At 35.6% G+C, this 21,997-nt stretch carries 20 protein-coding genes and 3 tRNA genes; 18 read left to right on the top strand and 5 right to left on the bottom strand.

From position 1 onward, the window contains the following. The first annotated feature begins 163 nt into the window (after positions 1-163). From REB14_RS06650 to REB14_RS06635, 4 genes are all read left to right on the top strand, one after another. A complete protein-coding gene (locus tag REB14_RS06650) occupies positions 164-2,266 on the top strand; it encodes a T9SS type B sorting domain-containing protein (RefSeq protein ID WP_309521812.1) in 2,103 nt (700 codons plus the stop codon). Between the two features lie 85 nt (positions 2,267-2,351). Continuing rightward, the gene (locus REB14_RS06645; protein WP_079240556.1) at positions 2,352-2,942 is read left to right on the top strand and encodes a DUF1572 family protein; all 591 of its coding nucleotides are present in this window, start codon (positions 2,352-2,354) and stop codon (positions 2,940-2,942) included. A 66-nt stretch (positions 2,943-3,008) separates the two neighbouring features. Further along, the gene (gene mtaB, locus REB14_RS06640; RefSeq protein ID WP_309521811.1) at positions 3,009-4,355 is read left to right on the top strand and encodes a tRNA (N(6)-L-threonylcarbamoyladenosine(37)-C(2))-methylthiotransferase MtaB; all 1,347 of its coding nucleotides are present in this window, start codon (positions 3,009-3,011) and stop codon (positions 4,353-4,355) included. Positions 4,356-4,408: 53 nt separating this feature from the next. After that, positions 4,409-5,926 (top strand): FMN-binding glutamate synthase family protein, encoded by a 1,518-nt coding sequence (locus REB14_RS06635; protein WP_309521810.1) that lies wholly within the window; start codon positions 4,409-4,411, stop codon positions 5,924-5,926. A gap of 65 nt (positions 5,927-5,991) precedes the next feature. Here REB14_RS06635 and REB14_RS06630 read toward each other — a convergent pair whose 3' ends face one another. Continuing rightward, on the bottom strand, positions 5,992-6,765 hold the full coding sequence (locus tag REB14_RS06630; RefSeq protein WP_079240559.1) for a hypothetical protein: 774 nt from the start codon (positions 6,763-6,765) through the stop codon (positions 5,992-5,994). A gap of 55 nt (positions 6,766-6,820) precedes the next feature. On the opposite strand from REB14_RS06630, the gene REB14_RS06625 reads away from it, so the two are divergent. After that, positions 6,821-7,258, top strand: coding sequence for an RNA-binding S4 domain-containing protein (locus tag REB14_RS06625; RefSeq protein WP_079240560.1), 438 nt, complete (start codon positions 6,821-6,823; stop codon positions 7,256-7,258). A 19-nt stretch (positions 7,259-7,277) separates the two neighbouring features. On the opposite strand, the gene REB14_RS06620 is transcribed toward REB14_RS06625, so the two are convergent. Continuing rightward, entirely contained in the window at positions 7,278-7,793 is a 516-nt protein-coding gene (locus REB14_RS06620) for a shikimate kinase (protein WP_079243848.1), read from the bottom strand. 115 nt (positions 7,794-7,908) lie between these two features. On the opposite strand from REB14_RS06620, the gene REB14_RS06615 reads away from it, so the two are divergent. The 3 genes from REB14_RS06615 (at position 7,909) to REB14_RS06605 (ending at position 8,227) form a co-directional block, all read left to right on the top strand. Next, positions 7,909-7,981, top strand: a tRNA-Lys gene (locus REB14_RS06615). 35 nt (positions 7,982-8,016) lie between these two features. Next, a tRNA-Leu gene (locus tag REB14_RS06610) sits at positions 8,017-8,099 on the top strand. A gap of 55 nt (positions 8,100-8,154) precedes the next feature. Then, positions 8,155-8,227 (top strand) — tRNA-Lys (locus tag REB14_RS06605). Between the two features lie 187 nt (positions 8,228-8,414). Here the strand turns inward: REB14_RS06605 and panC are convergent. Further along, positions 8,415-9,263 carry a pantoate--beta-alanine ligase gene (gene panC / locus REB14_RS06600; protein WP_309521809.1) on the bottom strand — a complete coding sequence of 283 codons (849 nt, stop codon included), beginning with the start codon at positions 9,261-9,263 and terminating at the stop codon, positions 8,415-8,417. Positions 9,264-9,434: 171 nt separating this feature from the next. Here panC and REB14_RS06595 point away from each other — a divergent pair, with 171 nt between their 5' ends. The 9 genes from REB14_RS06595 to REB14_RS06555 all read left to right on the top strand — a co-directional run bounded on the left by REB14_RS06595 (position 9,435) and on the right by REB14_RS06555 (position 20,028). Next, complete coding sequence (locus REB14_RS06595) at positions 9,435-10,205, top strand: glycogen/starch synthase (protein ID WP_034693703.1); 771 nt, start codon at positions 9,435-9,437, stop codon at positions 10,203-10,205. Between the two features lie 13 nt (positions 10,206-10,218). After that, complete coding sequence (locus tag REB14_RS06590; protein ID WP_079240562.1) at positions 10,219-11,868, top strand: DUF4270 family protein; 1,650 nt, start codon at positions 10,219-10,221, stop codon at positions 11,866-11,868. A 36-nt stretch (positions 11,869-11,904) separates the two neighbouring features. Continuing rightward, positions 11,905-13,758, top strand: coding sequence for a glutamine--fructose-6-phosphate transaminase (isomerizing) (gene glmS / locus REB14_RS06585; RefSeq protein WP_034693705.1), 1,854 nt, complete (start codon positions 11,905-11,907; stop codon positions 13,756-13,758). A gap of 108 nt (positions 13,759-13,866) precedes the next feature. Continuing rightward, positions 13,867-15,288 carry a T9SS ring complex lipoprotein PorK/GldK gene (gene porK, locus REB14_RS06580; protein WP_079240563.1) on the top strand — a complete coding sequence of 474 codons (1,422 nt, stop codon included), beginning with the start codon at positions 13,867-13,869 and terminating at the stop codon, positions 15,286-15,288. A 59-nt stretch (positions 15,289-15,347) separates the two neighbouring features. Further along, positions 15,348-16,040, top strand: a complete 693-nt coding sequence (porL, locus tag REB14_RS06575) for a type IX secretion system motor protein PorL/GldL (RefSeq protein ID WP_079240564.1) — start codon at positions 15,348-15,350, stop codon at positions 16,038-16,040. 52 nt (positions 16,041-16,092) lie between these two features. Beyond that, positions 16,093-17,685 (top strand): type IX secretion system motor protein PorM/GldM, encoded by a 1,593-nt coding sequence (gene porM / locus REB14_RS06570; protein WP_079240565.1) that lies wholly within the window; start codon positions 16,093-16,095, stop codon positions 17,683-17,685. Positions 17,686-17,705: 20 nt separating this feature from the next. Continuing rightward, a complete protein-coding gene (porN, locus tag REB14_RS06565) occupies positions 17,706-18,644 on the top strand; it encodes a type IX secretion system ring subunit PorN/GldN (RefSeq protein ID WP_062675469.1) in 939 nt (312 codons plus the stop codon). Positions 18,645-18,698: 54 nt separating this feature from the next. Then, on the top strand, positions 18,699-19,733 hold the full coding sequence (locus REB14_RS06560) for an NAD(P)/FAD-dependent oxidoreductase (protein ID WP_309521808.1): 1,035 nt from the start codon (positions 18,699-18,701) through the stop codon (positions 19,731-19,733). 34 nt (positions 19,734-19,767) lie between these two features. Further along, positions 19,768-20,028, top strand: a complete 261-nt coding sequence (locus REB14_RS06555; protein WP_079240567.1) for a SemiSWEET transporter — start codon at positions 19,768-19,770, stop codon at positions 20,026-20,028. A 69-nt stretch (positions 20,029-20,097) separates the two neighbouring features. On the opposite strand, the gene REB14_RS06550 is transcribed toward REB14_RS06555, so the two are convergent. Then, on the bottom strand, positions 20,098-20,532 hold the full coding sequence (locus REB14_RS06550) for an META domain-containing protein (RefSeq protein ID WP_079240568.1): 435 nt from the start codon (positions 20,530-20,532) through the stop codon (positions 20,098-20,100). Positions 20,533-20,570: 38 nt separating this feature from the next. Further along, positions 20,571-20,963, bottom strand: coding sequence for a multicopper oxidase domain-containing protein (locus tag REB14_RS06545; RefSeq protein WP_079240569.1), 393 nt, complete (start codon positions 20,961-20,963; stop codon positions 20,571-20,573). A gap of 638 nt (positions 20,964-21,601) precedes the next feature. Here REB14_RS06545 and REB14_RS06540 point away from each other — a divergent pair. Beyond that, entirely contained in the window at positions 21,602-21,988 is a 387-nt protein-coding gene (locus REB14_RS06540; protein WP_079240570.1) for a hypothetical protein, read from the top strand. The last annotated feature ends 9 nt before the right edge of the window (positions 21,989-21,997 follow it).

Here is a 21,997-nt window from a genome sequence, read left to right as displayed (position 1 = left end):
TAATTTGATATAATGTGAATAATTGAAGGTTATTTAGTGTTTTAATTTGTAATAGTTTAAAATTATTTAGATTTTATTGTTTTTAATTAAAATAAGATTATATTTGATGTGCATTGAAAATCAATACAATGTATAACTAATGTAACCATAAAAACATTAATCTATGAGAAAATTTTTACTTTTTATACTTCTCAGCCTCTCTCATACTTTCTATGCTCAGGCCGACTGTGCTACCGCACTGTCTGTTTGTGGAAACTCAAATATTACGTATAGCCCTACAGGATATGGCAATATAAAAGAATTGGTCAACTCAGGAAGCTGTATAGACTTTACAGGAGAGCACAACTCAATCTGGTATAAAATTACAATTGCTACCGGAGGAACTCTTACTTTTGATCTGGTTCCTAATAATCCGGATGCTGATTATGACTGGGCGATTTTTGGTCCCAATGTAAACTGTGGAAGTTTAGGCTCACCAATACGCTGTAATGCTGCAACAGTTATTGGGCCTGGTCCTGCAACAGGATTAAATATGACAAGTACGCTTTTAAGTGCTGCAGGAGGTTCTTTAACTCCTTATTGCAGATATCTTGATGTTTTGCCAGGACAGACTTATTATTTGTTTATCGACAACTGGGTGAGCAGTACCAGTTCTACAACAGCTCCGTTTTCTTTGACATGGGGAGGAACTGCAACACTGGCTTCACCTTTTACAGATCCAAATATCCAGACTCAGCCTTTTATTCCTCCCGGAATTCCGGCTGCAAATCCTGCAGACCCAAGAGAAGTGGTGATATGTTCTACAACAGCATTATTTGATTTTTCTACCTTATCCTCAGGAATTCTTAATGGAAATCAAAACTTTGGGGTAAGCTATCATCTGAGCCAAAATGATGCTTTAACAGGGAATAACCCTATTACAGTTCCTATCACTGTAAATACAACAACTGTCTATTATTACAGCATCAATTATACCGACCCAGCCAATGCATCTAATCCGCTGAATAAATGTAAACAGGTTGGAACCTTTAAATTTAAAGATGGTTCTATTACAGCAAAAAATGCAACTTTGACCCAATGTAACAATAATAATGCAGGTACAGCTTTATTTGATCTCACAACTGCAGATGTTATCGCCAATCCGAATGTTACTAAAAAATATTATCATACAATGGCAGATCTCAATGCCGGAACCAATGAGATTACCACCCCAATGGCGTTTGTATCTGCAGAAGGAATTATTTATGTGAAAATAATATCTGAGTTTGGTTGTACTGCAGTCGCACAGATTACTTTGAAGTTTTATCCGGTAGTGGTAGTGAATGAAACAACCCTGAGATCATGTTTCATTGAAGCCAGTCCATCTACTGCCTCTTTTAATCTTGTGAATGCTTCGGTGACCGGACAAACCAATCCAACAAAAAAATATTATCCTTCATTAACGGATGCTCTTAATCAGACCAATGAAATTCTGAATCCTAATAATTACATTGCACCTAATGGTTTTGTGTATATTAGAGTTTCTAATGCTCAGGGTTGTTATAATGTGGCTAAAGTTACTTTGATCGTTATTCCACCTGTCTATTCTGATAAACTTAAAGATGTGATTATTTGTGCAGAAGACCAGACAACGCTGGATGCAGGCCCCGGATTCAAAAGTTATGAATGGAGCACAGGAGCTACTACACAAACCATCAAAGCCGGAATAGGTGTATATTGGGTAAAACTTAAAACAGGAGAATGTGTTACCACACAAACGGTAAAAGTACTTCCTTCCGAACAGCCTGTTGTTTCCGGCATCGATATCTCAAATAATACAATCACAGTATCTGTCATAGGAGGAACTCCGGCTTATAAATATTCAATAGATAATATTATCTGGCAGGATTCCAATGTTTTCAATAATCTTTCAAGAGGAGATCATAAAGTATACGTAAAAGATGCTTATGACTGTGATCCGATAGAAATAGGAATTGTTGTCCCTAATCTGGTGAATGTGATTACCCCTAATGCAGACGGAATAAATGATGTGATTGATTATTCAGCACTGGCAAACAAACAAAACCTGATCATGAATGTCTTTGACCGCTATGGAAATAAAATTTTCCAGGCAGACAGATCCAATGGCTATAAATGGGATGGTACCCAAGGGGGAAGAAGAGTCCCTACAGGAACATACTGGTATTCTATCACATGGAATGAAAATGATAAAAAGAATACAGCCATTAAATTCACAGGTTGGGTATTGGTGAAAAACAGAGAATAGTATATAAAACAGATAGAAAAAACCACTTCAATAGAAGTGGTTTTTATTTTTAAAAGTTTTTAAATTAGATATCAAAATAGAAAGAATGAAAGACCTGTTTGTAAAACGTTTTGAATACTATAAATCTCTTGGTGATAAAACCTTTGAACAGTTAACAGATGAGCAGATGTTCTGGCAGTATAATGAAGAAAGTAATTCTATTGCCATTATTGTAAAACATCTTGCAGGAAATATGCTTTCAAGATGGACTAATTTCCTGACTGAAGATGGTGAGAAATCCTGGCGTAACCGTGACGGAGAATTTGTCAATACTTTTAGCACTAAACAACAGGTTCTGGATTTTTGGGAACAGGGTTGGAAATGTTTCTTTGATGCTCTTGATAAAATAAACGAGGAGAATCTCTACTCAACAACATATATCAGAGGAGAAGCCCATCCGGTGATTGATGCCGTTCTTCGTCAATTGGCTCATTATCCTTACCACATCGGGCAAATTGTTTATATCGCCAAAATGATAAAGAACGAAGACTGGAACACACTTTCCATTGCCAGAAACCGATCTCAACAGTTTAATACAGAAATGAAAACCAAATTTTCAAATCAGGATCCGGAGACCAATTCATCACCTGTCTGCTTTCAAAACAGCCCCGAAGTAAGAGACGAATATAAACAATAGATTGAATCAATCTTGGATTCTTATTAAAATTACTATCTTTGCACCCATAAAATTCAGGAGTAACAAATGTCTACTTTTCATAGAACTGCCGCGTTTCATACACTTGGCTGCAAATTAAACTTTGCAGAAACATCTACTATTGCCCGTCAGTTAACAGATGCAGGTTATGATAAGGTAAGCTTTGATGAAAAGGCGAATGTGTATGTTATCAATACATGTTCTGTGACAGAAAATGCTGACCGTGAATGTAAACTTCACGTCAAAAGAGCAATGAAAGCCAATCCGGAAGGACTGGTTGTAATTGTTGGATGCTATGCACAGCTAAAACCTGAAGAAATTTCACAGATTGAAGGTGTTGACCTGGTTTTAGGAGCAAAAGAAAAATTCAATATTCTGAGCTACCTGGATGATTTGGAGAAATCTGAGAGTGAAGGCGTAGTGCATTCATGTGAAATTGAAGAAACCGATTTCTTTATCGGAAGTTATTCTATTGGGGACAGAACCAGAGCTTTCCTGAAAGTACAGGATGGTTGTGATTATAAATGTACCTACTGTACGATTCCATTAGCTAGAGGAATTTCACGTTCTGATACCATTGAAAATGTTCTCAAAAATGCCACGGAGATCGCTGCAAAAGACATCAAAGAAATTGTTCTTACAGGGGTGAATATCGGTGATTATGGTAAAGGAGAATTTGGAAATAAAAGACACGAACATACTTTCCTTGATCTTATTTCAGAACTGGATAAAGTAGAAGGAATAGAAAGAATTCGTATCTCTTCTATTGAACCCAATCTTTTAAAAGATGAAAGTATTGAACTGGTTTCTAAAAGCAAAAGCTTTGTTCCGCATTTTCATATCCCGTTACAGTCCGGAAGCGATGATCTCTTGAAAAAGATGAAACGTCGTTATCTCACCAAGCTTTATAATGACAGAGTGAACAAGATCCGCGAGGTTATGCCTCATGCGGCTATCGGTGTGGATGTTATTGTAGGATTCCCGGGAGAAACAGAAGAACTATTTATGGAAACTTATAATTTCCTTAATGAACTTCCTATCACTTACCTTCACGTATTTACCTATTCTGAAAGAGAAAATACGGAAGCCGCAGCAATGGAAGGTGTAGTTCCTGTTGCGGAAAGAAAAAAACGTAATAAAATGTTGAGAATTCTTTCTGAAAAGAAGAAAATGGCATTTTATCAGACACAACTTGGAAAAACGCTTCCTGTTCTTTGGGAGCATGAAAATAAAGATGGGAAAATGTTCGGCTTCACAGAAAACTATGTGAGAGTCCAGAAAGACTTTGATCCTGCATCCATCAATCAAATTGAATTTCTAAATTTAGAAAAAATCCTGTCAGATGGCACGGTTTCTGTGCAATCTTCTTACCAAAATTTTTTAGCAAAAGCATAGGCTCTTTGCAAAAATTCTACTAAATTTATTTTTAAACTTTAAATACTACATTCATGAGAGATAAGTTTTTATCTTGGGGAATTGTATTAGTAGTTGCTACATGGATTGTAGCAATACTGATCAGAACGCATTATTGGATACCAACGCTGTTATCCGCCATTTATGCATTGGGTGTTTACAATGCTTACCAATCGAAACACGCTATTTTGAGGAACTTTCCTGTATTGGGATACTTCAGGTATTTTTTCGAAAGTATTTCACCCGAAATGCAGCAATACTTCATTGAAAGGGAGACAGACGGGAAGCCGTTTCCAAGAAACCAGCGTTCTGCAGTATACAGACGTGCAAAAAATTTAAGTGATACCGTCGCTTTTGGTACGCAGTTGGAAGTGAATCACAGAAAATACGAAGGGATCAAGCATTCTATTTATGCAAAATCACCATCAGAAGAACTTCCGAGAGTATGGGTAGGCGGAGAACAATGTACACAGCCTTACCATGCTTCTTTATTCAATATCTCTGCAATGAGTTTCGGAGCTTTGAGTGACAGAGCACAGATCTCACTAAACAGAGGAGCTAAAAAAGGAAACTTTTACCACAATACAGGAGAAGGAGGAATTTCGTCTTATCATATGGAAGGAGGAGATTTATGCTGGCAGATTGGGACAGGGTATTTTGGATGCCGAGACGCTGAAGGAAAATTCAATCCTGAATTATTTACAAAATATTCCACCCTCCCGAATGTGAAAATGGTTGAAATAAAATTATCACAGGGAGCAAAACCGGGACACGGAGGAGTTCTTCCAGGAGTAAAAAACACACCGGAAATTGCAGCAATTCGTCACGTAACACCGGGAATGACCGTTATTTCACCACCATCCCATAGCGCTTTTTCTGATGCTGCCGGATTGCTGAGGTTTGTACAGCAATTAAGAGACCTTTCCGGAGGAAAACCGGTTGGTTTTAAACTTTGTATTGGTGATACCAAAGAATTTGAAGATATCTGTGTACAGATGAATGTTCTGAAGATTTATCCTGATTTTATCACTATAGACGGAGCAGAAGGAGGAACAGGAGCTGCACCACCAGAATTTTCCGATGGAGTAGGGATGCCTTTAGAACCTGCGTTGATCTTTGTGAACAGAACGCTTAATAACTATAATCTGAGAAGTAAATTAAGAGTGATCGCCAGTGGTAAAGTTCTTACCAGCCTTGATATCCTGAGAGCAGTCGCAATGGGTGCAGATATGTGTAACAATGCCAGAGGATTTATGTTTTCTTTAGGGTGTATTCAGGCGTTGAGATGTAACTCAAACAACTGTCCTACGGGAGTAGCAACACAGGATAAAATGCTTATTAAAGGGTTGGATGTGACGGATAAAGCTGAAAGAGTATATCACTTTCACAAAAATACACTTCATACCTGCAATGAACTGATTGCAGCGGCAGGAAGAAGCTCTTATGAAGAAGTAGATGCAACCATGTTTATGAGAGGAGATGAGTTTGACCACCTTGCAGATCTTTACTTCCCTGATATTTTAGGAAATGTAAAACAGAAAGCAAGATCGTAATAACATTCTATAAAATAAAAAACACCATCATTGAGACGGTGTTTTTTATTTTATAGAATTATCTTTTATTGCTGTTGTTCCTGTGTTTGTTTGTCATCACTTGGTCTATCTTCTCTTCCATAAATTTGAAAGTTGAACACAAAAGATTTATTTCTGTACGAAGTATTTAAATAAGGGTAATGAGGATTTCTTGCAAAAGCAGCTCTGGAAGGAATGATAATTACTCCTTGTAAGTTATATGGAGTTTCACCGGTAAGATTATCAAATGCTTTAAACTTCTGTAAAGCTTCTCTAAATCCTGGAATTTGATAATATTTTGCTTTTTTTGCAGCATCAGGGGTAGTAACAGTGTTCAATATTGACTTCTTTACATAATAATACATTGGGTCAATAACAGGCACACCTGTTCCGTCAATGGTATTTAAAAAGGCAGCTTTCGCTTGGAATGTAGTGTTTCCATCAGCATTAACGGCCAGATACGAGTATCCTCTTCCCATAATTTTGATAATATCATCATCCTTGATGGTTTGATTAGCTGCAGGATTAACAGGCTGAGCACCGCTTCTCATTATATAAATTGTTCCTGAAGGAAGCGTTACAGGCGAAAGCTCAGATAATTTCTTTTCGTTATCATCTGACGTGTCCGTAGAGCTGAAAGCTTTTATATTACCTTGCGCATCGAGATAATTCTCATCCATGAATTTCTTAATGGCTTGATCATCATAGGTGTTTTGTGTAGTAATGTCTTCCGGTTCTACATAGGCTGATGTATCATCATCTTTCTTACAAGCAGAAAAACACAAAGATCCTGCAAGGATATATAAAAATATTTTTTTCATTTCAAAAAACTTTAATTACTTTACAAATAATATAACGGCAAAAGTATAAAAAATTATGAGAATAGATAAATTTTTATGGAGCATTCGTTTTTATAAGACGAGAAGTATTGCAGCAGAGGAGATTAAAAAGAATAGAGTTTCTATAGGAACGTCTGCCGTAAAGTCATCTAAAGAGGTAAAAGAAGGAGATACTATTAAAATCCGTAAGAATCAAATTGATTATAAAATAAAGGTAATTCAGATTCCTAAAAGCAGAATTGGAGCCAAGTTGGTGCCTCTTCATATTCAGGATGTGACAGATAAAGAGCAGTACGAACTGTTGAAACTCCGTAAAATGTCACAAGATTATTACAGGAATAAAGGAGAGGGAAGGCCTACCAAAAAAGACAGAAGAGAGATGGATGACTATGTAGGAAACGATATCGACTCCGATTTTACAGACTGGGATGACTTCTTTGGAGAAACAGGTAGTGAATCTGATGATGAGGATTAATAGTAAAATAAAAAAAGCTCTAGAGATAGAGCTTTTCTATTATTTCGTTGACAATGTCTTCCGGCTCTCTGGAATCTGTCCCTACAGTGAATTGTGCTTTGCTGTAAAATTGATTCCTTTCAAATAAATGTTTGGCAATGAATTCCGGCAGGTCTTCGTCAGATATATTGGCAATTAATGGCCTTTTTTCTTTCTGTTTTGAAAGTCTTTCTACCAATGTTCCAACTCCTGTTCTTAAAAAAATACTCTTGGAGTTATGATTAATGATCTCCATATTATTATAATATACAGGAGTTCCTCCACCAAGGCTTAAAACCACATTTTCTTCAGAAGCTAATATCTCTTCAAGTGTCTCTCTTTCCAGTTTTCTAAAGTAAATTTCTCCCTTTTTCTCGAAAATTTCAGGGATGGTTAATTTATTTCTTCTGGAAATCTCTTTATCGAGATCAATTAATTTAAAATCTATTTTTTCGCTTAATATTTTGGAAATGTGAGATTTGCCACTTCCCATGTATCCTATCAGTGAAATTACCATGAATTTTTTTTTAACAAATTTGCGAAAAAGTTTTGAGATAAAGAAAAAAGTCATATCTTTGCACCACTTAAAACAAGGGACATTACTTAAATGAAAACTTGTTATACAAGTGGCCGACTCGGTAGCTCAGCTGGTAGAGCAATACACTTTTAATGTATGGGTCCTGGGTTCGAATCCCAGCCGGGTCACTAGCAATAATAATTACTTAATTTGTAATTTTATTGCCTGCGTGGTGAAATTGGTAGACACGCCATCTTGAGGGGGTGGTTTCCTAAGGATGTGCTGGTTCGAGTCCAGTCGCAGGCACTGCAAAGAAAATTTTATAATTAATATTGAAATTTATTTCATTTTAATTGTGGCCGACTCGGTAGCTCAGCTGGTAGAGCAATACACTTTTAATGTATGGGTCCTGGGTTCGAATCCCAGCCGGGTCACAAGTTTACTGAAAAGTAAATTTTTTTCATATTAATATTTTGTGATTTGGTGTTTCAAAGGCTTCCTTCAGGAGGCCTTTGATTTTTGTATGAATTCAAGTCTAAACCTAGTCTCGTTTTGTTTGTGTATTCAAAAAAAAATCCCCAGCTGAAATAGCTAGGGATAGTATATTTTAATAGATAAAGTTTAATCCAGGTGCATGTTGTCAATTAATCTTACTCCATCTACTACAACTACGATGAAGGCTCTGAAATTTCTGTCTTTATAGAAAAAATCAGTCTCCTGTAATGTGTTTTCATCAGCAATCAGAAAGTATTCAAGCTTCATGCCCTGCTGGTCATCAAAAACATCAGCTACTCTTTCTTTTATTTCCGGAATACTAACAGTTCTGAACCAGTCGTTTACTTTTTTTAAAGTCTCATAAATTATTTTAGAAGTTTCTTTTCGGTCTTCATGAAGTCTTTGGTTTCTTGAGCTTAGTGCCAGTCCGTTTTCTGCCCTGTAAATAGGAACTCCAGTTATTTTAACGGGAAGATGTTTTTTTTCCACCATTTTTTTAATAATAGCAAGCTGCTGAAAATCTTTTTCACCAAAATAGGCATTATCAGGCTGTACCTGTCTGAAAAGCTCTTCTACAACAGTTCCGACTCCGTTGAAATGTCCCGGCCTGGATTTACCTTCCATTTCATTTTCCAATCCGTCAAAATTATACGATTGGCTTTCAGCTTTTTCAGGGTAAATATCTGCTACCTCTGGGATGTAGACAGCATCTACAAGGCCTGAATTCTGAAGAATAAGTATATCTCTGTTAACATCTCTTGGGTATTTTTCAAGATCTTCAGGGTTATTGAACTGAGTTGGATTTACAAAAATTGAAGAGATAACAAGGTCATTTTCTTTTCTTGCCTCTTCATACAGAGAAAGATGGCCATTGTGCAGGGCGCCCATAGTAGGGGCAAAGCCAATTCTTTTTCCCATTTCTTTCTGTCTTTCAATGAAATCCTGAAGGACTTTTCTGTTTTTTAGAACTTCCATAGTTTATTTTAATACTATTTCAAAAATACTAAAAATATCGCATAATAATATGTACTTTTAATAATTTGGAAAAGGGAATTTTCGTAAAAAAATGTTAATTAAAATAATGTTGGATGTTTTTTTGTAATTTTGCACATTAAAGCATTTTTACAAAAATTAGATAGAAAGTTTATGCCGAATCAAAAAATACTGTACATTACTACAGAGATGTATCCATATCAGGAAGATACAAATATGGCTGCAGTGGTAAACAAAATGGCACTTAAGATGCACCAAGAAGGCAATGATGTAAGAGTTTTTATGCCAAGATTTGGACAAATAAGTGAGAGAAAGTTCCAGCTTCATGAAGTAATCCGTCTTTCAGGGATGAATATTATTATCAATGACCTGGACCAGCCTCTAATCATTAAAGTAGCGTCTCTTCCGGGGGAAAGACTTCAGGTTTACTTTATTGACAATGAAGAATACTTCAAAAGAAAACAATATTATTTTGATGATGAAGGAAACCCTTTCGAAGACAACGACGAAAGAGCTATTTTCTTTGCCAGAGGAGTTATTGAAACCATTAAGAAACTAAACTGGGTGCCGGACGTTATCCATTTAAATGGATGGATGTCTTCTTTTGTTCCAATTTATCTTAAAACTTACTACGAATCAGATACTTATTTCAAGGACGCGAAAATTGTACTTTCTCTTTACAATGAGAAAGATGCCGACCTGGACAAAAAGATCGATGAAAAGCTGCAGTTTGATAATATTTCAGGATTAAAAGCGTTAGATAACCCAACTATTAAAAGTTTTGTTATCGAGAGTATGAACTATGTAGATGCCGTTGTAAAAGGTGACGAGTTTCTGGATGAAGACCTGGATAAGGCTTTCAACGAAACAGCAACCCAGAAATCGGAATATCTGGACGTAGATTCTATAAATCAACTTTATTAAAAACACATTTTTAATGACTCATAATCTTAAAAAGACCTTCGCCATGCTTTTATTGGCGATTTTTGGAAGTGCATTGCTTTATAACTGTGAACCAGATCCGGATTCTCTTGGGGAGCAGCTGTTTAATGGTGATGCAGCACAAGGCAATGAAACTGCATATCCTGTTATAGCATACAATTATGACAATAATGATTCCATCAGAAGTGATGCTTCAAGATTGATCAGTGGGTTGAGTGAATCAGGGGTTACCACAAATGTTGCTGTTCTTGGAGCCTTTACTGAATCCCAGTTTGGAATGCAGAGAGCATCTTATGTTACCCAGTTGAGAATGCCAACAGATAATTTCGACTTCAACGGTGCGAATCCAAAAGTAGATTCCGTAGTCCTTGTAGTAAGACCCCCTGCGAATACAACTTCGAATACTTACTTCTTTGAAGGCGATTCATTAAGAACAAATACATTAGAAAAAAGTGATTTTCCTGTAGATGGAGTTGCTACAGCGGTTTCCATTGAGAAGAAAACTTATCCTGTTCGTAAATACGGTAAAATAGGAGGTGCTTCAAAATCAATGAAAATCAACGTACATGAAGTGACTACGTTCTTAGATGCAAATAATGATGCGCTAAAACGTTCCAATGCATCAATAAGTACTGGTGAGCTATTAGGTTCAGGAGTATTTGATGGTAACATGAGTTCTTTGTCTATTACAAAAAAATCGGATAATTCAATTGTATTCTCAGGAAACCTAGGATTCAGAATGAAATTGAGTAATACAGATTTTTTCCAGACTCATATTCTTGATAAAAAAGGAAAACCTGAACTTCAGGATGCTGCGAACTTTATCAGATATTTTAAAGGAATAAAAATTTCTGTGGACGAAACGGACAGATATCTGTATCAGTTCTCTCCTAATGACCTGCAGGTTATTATGTATTATAAATATGATAAGACAGACAACGGAACAACCACAAGACCACAAACAACACTCAATTTTAACCTAGGAAGTGCTAATGCGCATATCGGGCTGTTTGAATATAACAGATTGGGAACACCTGTTAAAGAAGCATTGTCAGGAAGTAATCCTAGTGAAGGAGATGAAAGACTTTTTGTTCAGGGAATGGGAGGTCCTTCCGTGGTAGTAAAAATTAAGGATGAGACAATTGTAAAGCTTAAGGAGATTTATGCTGAAAAGAAAGCAGGTATTTTAAGTGCTAAGATCAGAATCTATCTGGACCCTGCAACATGGAAAAATACTGGTTCTACTGAAGATCGTAAGTTTACACTTTTAAATAATACATTAAATGCCGGTAAAATTGATTACTCAAAATTAGCATTCACTTCAGATCTGACAAACGGACTTGGATTGTACTATTTTAAGGATAAACCTGAGCCAGGTTATTATGATTTTGTAGTCACAAAAACAGTCAAGGATATTGTTGAAGGAAAAACAGAAACAGTTGGAGATGCTACACAGCCGATTGTTAATAAACCATTAATCATCAGTGCAGGAGCATTTGCAGCAAGTACTACAGGAACCCTTTTAGGTGTTCGTAATACGACAAGAGCATTTGATATGAACAGAATTATTCTGACAGGTATAGATAAAGCCAATACGAATCCAAAAAGAATCCAGCTAATGGTGACTTATGGTACGAAAAAATAGAACACGATAAACAAACAACACTAGACAAAATAAAATATGTGCGGAATAGTAGGATATACAGGTTTTCAAGACGCTTATGAAATTGTAATTAATGGTCTTAGAAGATTGGAATATAGAGGGTATGACAGTGCCGGAATTGTTTTAGAAGGACCAGAGAATAAACTGGAAGTAGAAAAAACAAAGGGTAAAGTTGAGGATTTGGTGAATATTTCAAAAGGACTAAAAGGAACGTCTAAAATTGGAATGGGACATACCCGTTGGGCAACCCACGGAGTTCCAAGTGACAGAAATTCCCACCCGCACTTGTCAAACAACGGAAAAATTGCAATTGTACATAATGGTATTATTGAAAACTATGATACCATTAAAACAATGCTTACTGAGAAAGGCTTTACTTTTAAATCAGAAACAGATACTGAAGTACTGGTAAACCTTATCCAGTATTTTATGGATCTTAATCCGGATATAGACTTCCCAACTGCAGTGAGATATGCATTGAATGAAGTATATGGTGCCTATGCAATCACTGTACTTCATGAAGATTATCCTGGAGTATTGGTTGTAGGAAGATTAGGATCTCCTTTAGCAATCGGAATCGGAGATAAAGAATATTTTATTGCCTCTGATGCATCTCCTTTCGTAGAATTTACAAAAGAAGCTATATATCTTGAAGAAGGACATATGGCAACAATTTCTCTGGAAAATGGAGTAGATATCAGAACCATCAATGAAAACTCTAAGATTGAGCCTGAAATCCAAGAACTTAAGTTGAGTCTTGAGCAAATCGAGAAAGGCGGATATGAGCACTTTATGCTTAAAGAAATCTTTGAACAGCCTAAATCTGTACACGATACCATGAGAGGTAGGCTTCTTGTAGACGAAGGAGTAATCAAAATGGCTGGAATCTGGGATCATGTTGAGCGATTCAAAAATGCTAACAGAATTATCATCATTGCTTGTGGTACTTCATGGCATGCAGGTCTTATCGGAGAATATCTGATCGAAGAATATGCAAGAATCCCTGTGGAAGTAGAATATGCATCAGAATTCAGATACAGAAACCCGATCATTACAGATAAAGATGTGGTGATTGCCATTTCTCAATCTGGAGAAACAGCTGATACCATGGCTGCTTTAAAACTAGCAAAAGAAAAAGGTGCATTTATATATGGTATATGTAATGTTGTGGATTCTTCCATTGCAAGAATTACAGACGCTGGTTCATATACCCATGCCGGTCCTGAAATAGGGGTTGCTTCTACCAAAGCATTTACGGCACAGCTTACCATTCTTACTTTAATTGCATTTAAATTAGGAAAACACAACGGAAACTTAGGAAACGCTGAATTTATGAGCTTAATTGCTGAGCTTGATGCTATTCCTAAGAAAATCGAAGAAGTGTTGAATACCACGCATGAACTTACGCAGAATATTGCAAAAGATTTTGTGAAAGCTACCAATTTCCTTTACTTAGGAAGAGGATACAATTATCCTGCAGCCTTAGAAGGAGCCTTAAAATTAAAAGAAATTTCTTATATCCATGCAGAAGGATACCCGGCTGCAGAAATGAAGCACGGTCCGATTGCCCTGATCGACGAAAATATGCCAATTGTAATTATAGCACCTAGAAAAGGTCACTATGATAAAATTGTAAGTAACGTTCAGGAAATTAAAGCGAGAAAAGGAAAAATTATCGCTGTAGTTAATAAAGGAGACCGTCAGGTGAGCGAAATGGCAGATTATGTTATCGAAATCCCTGAAACTTCAGAATGTTTCTCTCCAATCGTTGCTTCCGTACCTCTGCAACTGCTTGCTTATTATATAGCAGTATATAGAGGAGCCAACGTAGATCAACCGAGAAACCTTGCAAAATCTGTTACCGTGGAATAAAAAGTTGTTGTAAATAAAATAAATTTAGATTTCTTCCGTTATTTCAAAAAAAATCTTAAAAGTTTCTTAAAAAAATTATATATTTACGGCTTAATTATAAAAATTAACATGAAAAGGATATTTCTTTTATTATTGTCTGCGTCGGTAGCATCGGTATCTTGTTCAGGTGGTGGCAGCTCTTCTGTAGGGAAGCCAGGAACAAAAGGAGAATTGATACCAAGAGAAAAAACTAAATCATTTGTTGCGGAAAGACCATACGGAATGGTTGCAATTCCTGCAGGTTCATTTGTTGCTGGTTTAGCAGACCAGGATCCAACAAATACTCCTGAAAAAGCAGCATTGAAGACAGTTACTGTTTCTTCTTTCTTCATGGATGAAGCAGAAACTACCAACTCGGAGTACAGAGTATTTATCAATTATGTAAGAGACTCTATCGCGAGAACTTTACTTGCCGAAGCTGCCGGAGAAGGTGGTGATGAAGGCGGACGTAAAGGAGCTGCAATAGGAGATTATGCATATCTTGCTAAAAAAGAAGAAAATTTAACACCTTATCAAGAATATATGGAAGGCCAGGGTGGCCGGGAAGACGGAAGCTATGATGCCAGCAAAAGATTAGATTGGAAAATCCCTTTACACTGGAGCACATCAAAATATCCGGATGTAGAATACGCAGAAGTTTTAGAATCTCTGTATCTACCTTCTTCTTCAAGAATCGGAAACGAAAGAATTTTAGATGTAAGTAAGCTGAAATATACTTACCGTTGGGGAGATATGGACGCTGCAGTTGCAGATAACGAAAGAGGAGCTAATTATCTGAAAAGCGAAAGTATCGCGATCTATCCTGATACTACAGTTTGGGTAAAAGATTTCCACTTTGCTTACAATGAGCCATTGTTTGAACAGTATTTCTGGCACAAAGCTTACAAAGACTATCCTGTTGTTGGGGTTACCTGGGATCAGGCAAGGGCTTATTGTAACTTCAGATCTAAATTGAAAACAGATTACAACGAAAGTTTAAAAAGAAAAAAACAAAGACCATTAGAGTTCCGTCTTCCAACAGAAACTGAATGGGAATATGCTGCAAGAGGAGGTATGCAAAATGCTACTTACCCTTGGGGTGGTCCATATTTAATGGACGACAGAGGTTGCTATTTGGCTAACTTTAAGCCGAAAAGAGGTAACTATATGGAAGACGAGAAAAAAGGTACTTATACATATACAGCTCCAGTTAAGAAATTTAAGAAAAATGGGTTTGGGTTATTTGATATGGCTGGAAACGTTTCTGAATGGACACTATCTTCATTTAACAATTCTTCTTCAGGATTCTCTTCTACATTAAATCCTTCTACTAAGGATAAGTTGGATACGAAGAAATCTGTAAGAGGTGGATCTTGGAAAGATATAGGATATGCACTAATGACAGGTGCTAGAGATTGGGAAAGAAAAGATTCCGCAAGAAGCTATATCGGATTCAGAACTGTACAGGACATTCCTGAAGCAGCCGTTAAACCAAGAAGAGTTAACAGATAACTAATCAGACAATTATTTTCAATAACAATTTTATTTAACATTAAAAAAACTAACTCAATATGTTTAAGACTAAAGATGCTTGGATGAATTTCTTTTATTCATTCGGTGCTGCAATTGTAATTCTTGGAGCTTGGCTTAAAATTACTCACATTACCTTGGGACCTATTAACGGTAACATCGCTCTTACCGTAGGACTTATCACTGAGGCGATTATCTTTATCATCTTTGCATTTGACCCTCCAAAAACTGAAGAGTCTTATGCTTGGGAAAATGTTTATCCTGAGTTATTAGATAAACATGCTAACCCAAATCCTTTACACTCTAATGTAACAACTAAAAATACAAGCGCTCAATTTGCTGAATTAGAAAACTCTCTTTCTAACAAATTGGATAAAATGCTTGAAGATGCTAGATTAGACGTTCAATTATTTGAAAGATTAAGAACAGGAATTGATAAATTCTCAAACTCTGTTGATCAGATCAATCAAACTGTAGACGTATCTGCTTCTACTCATAAATATAACGACCAATTAAATAAAGCAGCTCAGCACATGGAAAGCATGAATGCTCTTTATGCAATGCAACTTGAAAGCGGTAAGAGACAATCTGAATTTGCTAACAAGTATGTTGCAGATATGCAGAAATCTGCAGAGCAATCTGAGAAATTCAACCAAGAGCTACAAGGTTTAACATCTAATCTTAATAACTTAAATAGAGTTTATGGTGGTATGCTAACTGCTATGAAGTCTTAATTCCTAACCATTTCTAAATTTAACTACTTAATCAAAAAACAAAGAAAAGAGAATGGCACAAGGAAAACAGACCCCTCGTCAGAAGATGATCAACCTGATGTATTTGGTGTTCATCGCGATGATGGCCCTAAATATTGATGCAGAAATCATCAGATCATACTATGACTCTACCAGAGCATTGAATGAAACAAGAACTTTAACTGAAAAAAAGAACGAGAAGATTTTTGAAAGAACGTTGGAAGCTAAGGCTCAGCAAGTTCCGGATACTTATGCACAGCCGTGGTCACAGTACAAAGTATTGAAAACCAAAATTGATGCATTGGTGAAGTCTGCTCAGGATATTAAAGATTTGTTGAAAAAACAATCTGAGTTTCACGACAAAGATCCTCAAACAGGAAAAGATATTGATGTAAGTGAAAACTTTGCTGCATTGAACAATAATGAAGCAACTACTGAATATTTCTTCAAAGAAGGAGATGAAAATACTCCATCTAAGAATGCATTAGACCTGAAAGCTAAAATTGATGATGTAAGAAACTACATCAATGCAACTTTCGGAAACAATGCTCAATTACAGGATTTAGTAGCAAGAGCTAACAAGTCTCTGATTGCGGAGTATCCTAAAGGAACATCTCCAAATGAAAAGACCTGGTTTCAAAATAAATTTTATCATCAGCCGCTAATTGCTGCAATATCTAACTTGGAGATTATCCAAAATGATGCCAGAAACGTGCAGTCTGATGCATTGGCATTATTACTTCAGGAAAAAGTAGATGCGAGTATTAAATTCTCAAGCTACGAGCCTATCGTTTCAGGTCCGGTGGATATCCAGGCAGGAAAACAGGCTGAAGTAAAAGTAATGTTAGGTACTTATTCTAATAGTAATAAGATCAGCATTTCTGGAGTAAGTAAAGTAGAAAACGGTAAAGGTTCTATCGCAATTTCAGGTTCTGGAATTGGTGAACATAAATTGGGTGGAACTATTACATTAACGGATGCTTCAGGTAAGCCACAAAGCTTCCCTTGGACTCATACTTATAATGTAATTGCAGGACCAAGAGAAGTAAAACTTGAAAAAGGATTATTACTTGCTGCAGACAAAATGAATGTAATGTACAGAGGACTTGAGAACCCTGTTTCAGGATCAATCTTAGGTGCTGACAATTCTAAACTTTCATTATCTGCTCCGGGTGCATCTGTAAGAAGTACAGGTCCAGGTAAATGGAGTGTGAAACCAAGTTCAGGTAATGTTGTTAAATTAACATTATCAGGAATTGATCCTTACGGAAAATCAGTATCTCAGGTATTTGAATACAGAATTAAGAACGTTCCGCCTCCAAGAGGAGAAATGAGAGGACAGAATGTATTGTCTATGCCGGCAACTTCTATTCCTAACCAGTCTGTTCAGGCAGCAATCCCTGACTTTGACTTCCCTGTTTCATTTACTGTAACTCAGTTTATGGTAAGAGTACCAGGTAGAGCAGCTCTTCTTGTTCATGGTAACTCTCTGGATGAAGCAGCAGGTTTAGTGAAGAATTTGAGAACAGGTGATGTAGTTTCAATCTTTGATATTAAAGCAACAGCTCAAGGTCTTGATGGTCAGATTATTAAAAACATTACTCCTATAATCATTAATGTTCAATAGGACTAAAATTGTAATTTATTATGAAAAAATATATTAGCACCCTTTTAGTATTAGTTTCGGGATTTGCTTTTTCCCAGACTATTCTGAACGCATCTTCTCCGGAAGAGTTCAGACAGATGAGAGCAGAAAACAAACAGAAAGTTGGTGATACTATTGTAGATAAAACAGTAAAGCCTCTTGAATATGGTTTTGTAGAAGACAAAGATATCCTTAAGAGTATGTTTGTATGGGAGATCATTGATATGAATGATAAGATCAACCAGCCATTCTATTACGATAATCCGGATGGCCTTCTTGCTACACCTACAAGATCTCTATACCAATTATTATTGGATGCTGCTTTGAGCGGTAAGATTGAGCAGGTATATGATGATGAAAACTTTACTGTAAAACTTTCGCCGGAAGGAATTCAGAAGAGATTGGAAAAAGTAATCATCAATGATGCTGCTATTGATATCTTAAACTCTGGAAGACAGCTTACAGAAGCAGAAAAGAAACAATATACTGACGTATTTAAGACAACTACTGATAAAGTAAAAGTTCTTAAAATCATGGGTATGTGGTTTATTGATAAGAGAGACGGACAAATGAAATACAGACCTCTTGGTATTGCTGCAATGGGACCAGATCCTGCAGTACAGGGAGTTATTGGTCCGGATGGTAAGCCTATTGCAAGTAATGATGAGCTTATTGACCTATTCTGGATCTATTACCCAAGTGCTCGTGATATCTTAGCAAACAATTTTGTTTTCAATAGAAAAAATTCATCTGCTGACTTATCTTTCGATGATGTTATCAATGCAAGAAGATTCTCTTCTATCATTTATAAGTCTTCAGCTGGTTTAGGAGACGGTACTATTAAGGATTATATTCCTAAAAATGCCGATGAACAACTTGAAGAAAGCGATAGAATCAAAGCGCAGATTCTTGAAATGGAAAATGATATGTGGAATTACTAGATTTCACTTGATATTTATAGAAAACCTGAGTATTTTTACTCAGGTTTTTTTATTATGAGAAATGTAGATTATATTATTGTAGGAGACGGATATGCAGGGCTTTTCTTAGCTCATCAGCTGATTAAAAATAAAAAGTCTTTTGTGATCTTTACGGAAGGAAGAAAAAGCGCTTCTCAGGTTTCAGCAGGAATTATCAATCCTGTTGTTCTAAAGAAGTTTACCACATTCTGGAAAGCACAGGAGCAAATAGATTTTCTTAAAAAAAGTCTTAAAGAAATAGAATCATATACCGGAGAAAATTATTTGATCAATGCTCCCATTCACAGAATTTTCCATGATGAAAATGAACAGAATTTATGGTTGAAAAAATCGGCAAATGAAGAATTATCAAATTTTCTTGATCAAAATTTTGATCGTTTAAATATAGTAAAAAACGACTTTCTTACCGGAAAGGTGAATCAATCTGCAAGACTTAATGTTAATGGATTTTTCAGTGGTTTATTCAATTATTTTGAAAAAAATGATCATCTGGTAAAAGAAAAATTCGATTATTCAAAATTGAATCCATCTGAATCGGCATATAAAGATTTTACATTCAAAAATATAATCTTTTGTGAAGGAATGGGTGTGAAGGATAATCCGTATTTTTCAGAGATTACAGTAAACCCGAACAAAGGGCACCACATAAAAGTGAAGCTTTCTCAACCGATTCCGGAAAATATAACCATTAAAAAGAAACACTTTTTATTTCCAACCGGAAACGGATTATATTTTTATGGAGGAACTTATGACAGAGAGCAGCTTCACCATCATATTGATGAATCAGCAGTTGCCCAGCTGGTGAAAGGACTTTCAGAATTTTATCCTTATGATTTTGAAGTAGAAGAAGTACATTTTGGATTTCGTCCAACCGTAAAAGACAGAAGACCTATCATCGGAAGGCACAATAAGTTCAGTAATCTTTATGTCTTTAATGGGCTTGGAGCCCGTGGGATTCTTAATGGGTGTTATTTTTCAAGAGATCTGTTCCGTTTTATGGAAGAAGATATTCCATTGCATGAAGAAGTTTCATGGAAGAGATTTCAATAGTGTATCTTAGTATTGATATTCAAGGTGAACATTTATGAATGAAAATATATTAGGTATAGTGGCCGGAGTTCTTACTTCCGTTTCAATGATTCCACAACTTATAAAGGTAATCAGAGAAAAGAATGTAGAAGATATTTCTTTACTCATGCTCCTGGTTCTGATTTCAGGGCTCTCTTTATGGGTATGGTATGGTTTTGAAAAAGACGAACTCCCTATTATTATATCAAATGCATTTGCTGTTCTGGTGAATATCAGCCTCCTGATCTGTTATATAAAGTACAACAACAAAAAATAGAAATATCAATATAAAAAATACGCCTCATCATGATGAGGCGTATTCTATTTTTATTTAAGTGAGATTCAATTACTGAAGAACAAATTTAGCTAAAGGAGCCATTCTTGCTTTGTTTAAAGTAAGTGTATTTCCGTTTACTGAGTAATTGTCTGCTGCAAGAATTGCTTTGGTAAATTGATTTTCAATATCAAGATCCTCGCAAGCCATCATGGTAGACATTCCCTGATTGAATTTAATTCTCATCATTTCAGGTTTGATCTCAAAAGTTCCTCCCAAACCATTACATCCTGCATGTCCCTGATATCTCATACCATCCATTTCAAGTTTAAAATAAGGATTGTTTTTAGGATTTTTCAGTTCAATCGGCTTTCCGTTAAGCTCTGTAAGTTTCCATGTTTTTCCTGTAATATCAGTAGTTGCTTTTTGAGCATTTTGTGTTTTACATGAAACAACTAAAAATGTTGCGAGAACAAGTGCCGATAAATAATAATATAAACTTTTCATAATGTTTATTTTTTTAATTTGAATTGCTAATCCCTATGCTAATACGATGCCATTTTTGCAGGACCAGATTCTTTTTTTGCCTGTTTAAGATGGAACAGAACCATATCTACATTCTTTTTCAGGAAGGTGATATTTCCTTTAATATCAGAATATTGATACTCTTCATTGGAGGCAGTATATTCAGGTAAAGCATCACTTTTTTTAAGGTCAAAAGTTTTGCCGTTTAAATGTATTGTTGCTGTATTTTTGGTGTTGTTGATTGTGACTTCTATTTTTTCTCCATAGCTGTCAACATACACATTTTTTGAAATGTCATCTGTATTTTCTGGAGCAACAGCAGTAATGGTTTCAGCTTCTTTTCCGGGATGTTTACACGCTGTTAGGGAAATAATGGTCAATCCGAAAAGGACTGGTAATAATAATTTTTTCATAGTGATAAGTGATTTTAAAGTGTTTCATGAATTATGCTGTTAATGCTATATAAATTTACAAATATTTTTGATAAATATATGTTAATTTTTCATAAACTAACAGAAAGTTAAAGTTTTAGATAATTTAACTCACTGTTTTTAGAAAAAAAATTCACAAAACAGAAAGTAATAATTATTGTGGAAGATTAAAGATAACCGTTGTTAATTCAGGGTTTTTAACGAACTTGTTTTCAGTAGTATAATGTTGTTTTTTTTCATTTTTCATTTGTTGTGTTAATTTTTGGCAAAAATAATTCAAAATGAAGAGAGTAACAATAAGTAAATGTTAATAATTATAATTTATGATAAAGTTTAGGTTGGAATGGGGAAATTTTTCAAAACAGACAACCAGGCCACTTAAAATGTTCAAAAAAGCAACAACTTTAAAATTAAAATTTCCTTAAATCAAAAAAAATGGCTTGATATTTGAAAATTGAAACTTGCACAGATGAGATGTCAGGGTTGCTCGAATTATGCTTGAATAAACGAAATATTTAATATTTATCATTTTTTAATATTCAGGTATTTTAAAGAAGAGTTAAATTTTGTTAATCCATGATGGTAATATCATAATCTGGGTGTACATTTGCAACTTCAAAATGAGAAACTTCGTAGTATATTTTTTAACCGGTCTTTTTCTGCTCTTTGTAGTAGAAAGCAGACTTGATGTTAAAACGCTCCGAAACGATTATAACGGTCATGTTTCTCATCATATGCCGAAAAGAGCCAACCGCCTGAATCAGACTTTTGAAAAACTCTCTGTTCAGCAGATGGCCGATAATGTAGACAATTCCACTTTAGAACTTACCGAAGATGATTTCCAGCTTTCTGATGTATGGCAGGCTGTTATTGTTTTTGCCGGAGTCTTCTCTTTAGTCTATATTTTTGGATTAAAAAGCTATAAACGATCCAAACCGGATATTCATGGCTTTGTTCTTGGTTTAGCAACCAAAAGATTTATTCTTATCCGCTCTATTAGAATTTAAAAATTTTCC

Origin of the sequence: Chryseobacterium metallicongregator, assembly GCF_031324065.1 — a bacterium.
GTDB classification, from domain to species: Bacteria; Bacteroidota; Bacteroidia; order Flavobacteriales; family Weeksellaceae; genus Chryseobacterium; species Chryseobacterium metallicongregator.
This window is presented reverse-complemented; position numbering and strand designations above follow the sequence as displayed.

Bases quoted from the DNA above. Each gene is read 5' to 3' on its own strand.
- REB14_RS06595 (WP_034693703.1), top strand. From the start codon at position 9,435: ATGCCGAATCAAAAAATACTGTACATTACTACAGAGATGTATCCATAT.
- porK (WP_079240563.1), top strand. From the start codon at position 13,867: ATGAAAAGGATATTTCTTTTATTATTGTCTGCGTCGGTAGCATCGGTA.
- panC (WP_309521809.1), bottom strand. From the start codon at position 9,263: ATGGAAGTTCTAAAAAACAGAAAAGTCCTTCAGGATTTCATTGAAAGA.
- porM (WP_079240565.1), top strand. From the start codon at position 16,093: ATGGCACAAGGAAAACAGACCCCTCGTCAGAAGATGATCAACCTGATG.
- glmS (WP_034693705.1), top strand. From the start codon at position 11,905: ATGTGCGGAATAGTAGGATATACAGGTTTTCAAGACGCTTATGAAATT.
- REB14_RS06630 (WP_079240559.1), bottom strand. From the start codon at position 6,765: ATGAAAAAAATATTTTTATATATCCTTGCAGGATCTTTGTGTTTTTCT.
- REB14_RS06625 (WP_079240560.1), top strand. From the start codon at position 6,821: ATGAGAATAGATAAATTTTTATGGAGCATTCGTTTTTATAAGACGAGA.
- porN (WP_062675469.1), top strand. From the start codon at position 17,706: ATGAAAAAATATATTAGCACCCTTTTAGTATTAGTTTCGGGATTTGCT.
- REB14_RS06620 (WP_079243848.1), bottom strand. From the start codon at position 7,793: ATGGTAATTTCACTGATAGGATACATGGGAAGTGGCAAATCTCACATT.
- REB14_RS06555 (WP_079240567.1), top strand. From the start codon at position 19,768: ATGAATGAAAATATATTAGGTATAGTGGCCGGAGTTCTTACTTCCGTT.
- REB14_RS06635 (WP_309521810.1), top strand. From the start codon at position 4,409: ATGAGAGATAAGTTTTTATCTTGGGGAATTGTATTAGTAGTTGCTACA.
- REB14_RS06560 (WP_309521808.1), top strand. From the start codon at position 18,699: ATGAGAAATGTAGATTATATTATTGTAGGAGACGGATATGCAGGGCTT.
- REB14_RS06545 (WP_079240569.1), bottom strand. From the start codon at position 20,963: ATGAAAAAATTATTATTACCAGTCCTTTTCGGATTGACCATTATTTCC.
- porL (WP_079240564.1), top strand. From the start codon at position 15,348: ATGTTTAAGACTAAAGATGCTTGGATGAATTTCTTTTATTCATTCGGT.
- REB14_RS06590 (WP_079240562.1), top strand. From the start codon at position 10,219: ATGACTCATAATCTTAAAAAGACCTTCGCCATGCTTTTATTGGCGATT.
- REB14_RS06540 (WP_079240570.1), top strand. From the start codon at position 21,602: ATGAGAAACTTCGTAGTATATTTTTTAACCGGTCTTTTTCTGCTCTTT.
- REB14_RS06550 (WP_079240568.1), bottom strand. From the start codon at position 20,532: ATGAAAAGTTTATATTATTATTTATCGGCACTTGTTCTCGCAACATTT.
- mtaB (WP_309521811.1), top strand. From the start codon at position 3,009: ATGTCTACTTTTCATAGAACTGCCGCGTTTCATACACTTGGCTGCAAA.
- REB14_RS06645 (WP_079240556.1), top strand. From the start codon at position 2,352: ATGAAAGACCTGTTTGTAAAACGTTTTGAATACTATAAATCTCTTGGT.
- REB14_RS06650 (WP_309521812.1), top strand. From the start codon at position 164: ATGAGAAAATTTTTACTTTTTATACTTCTCAGCCTCTCTCATACTTTC.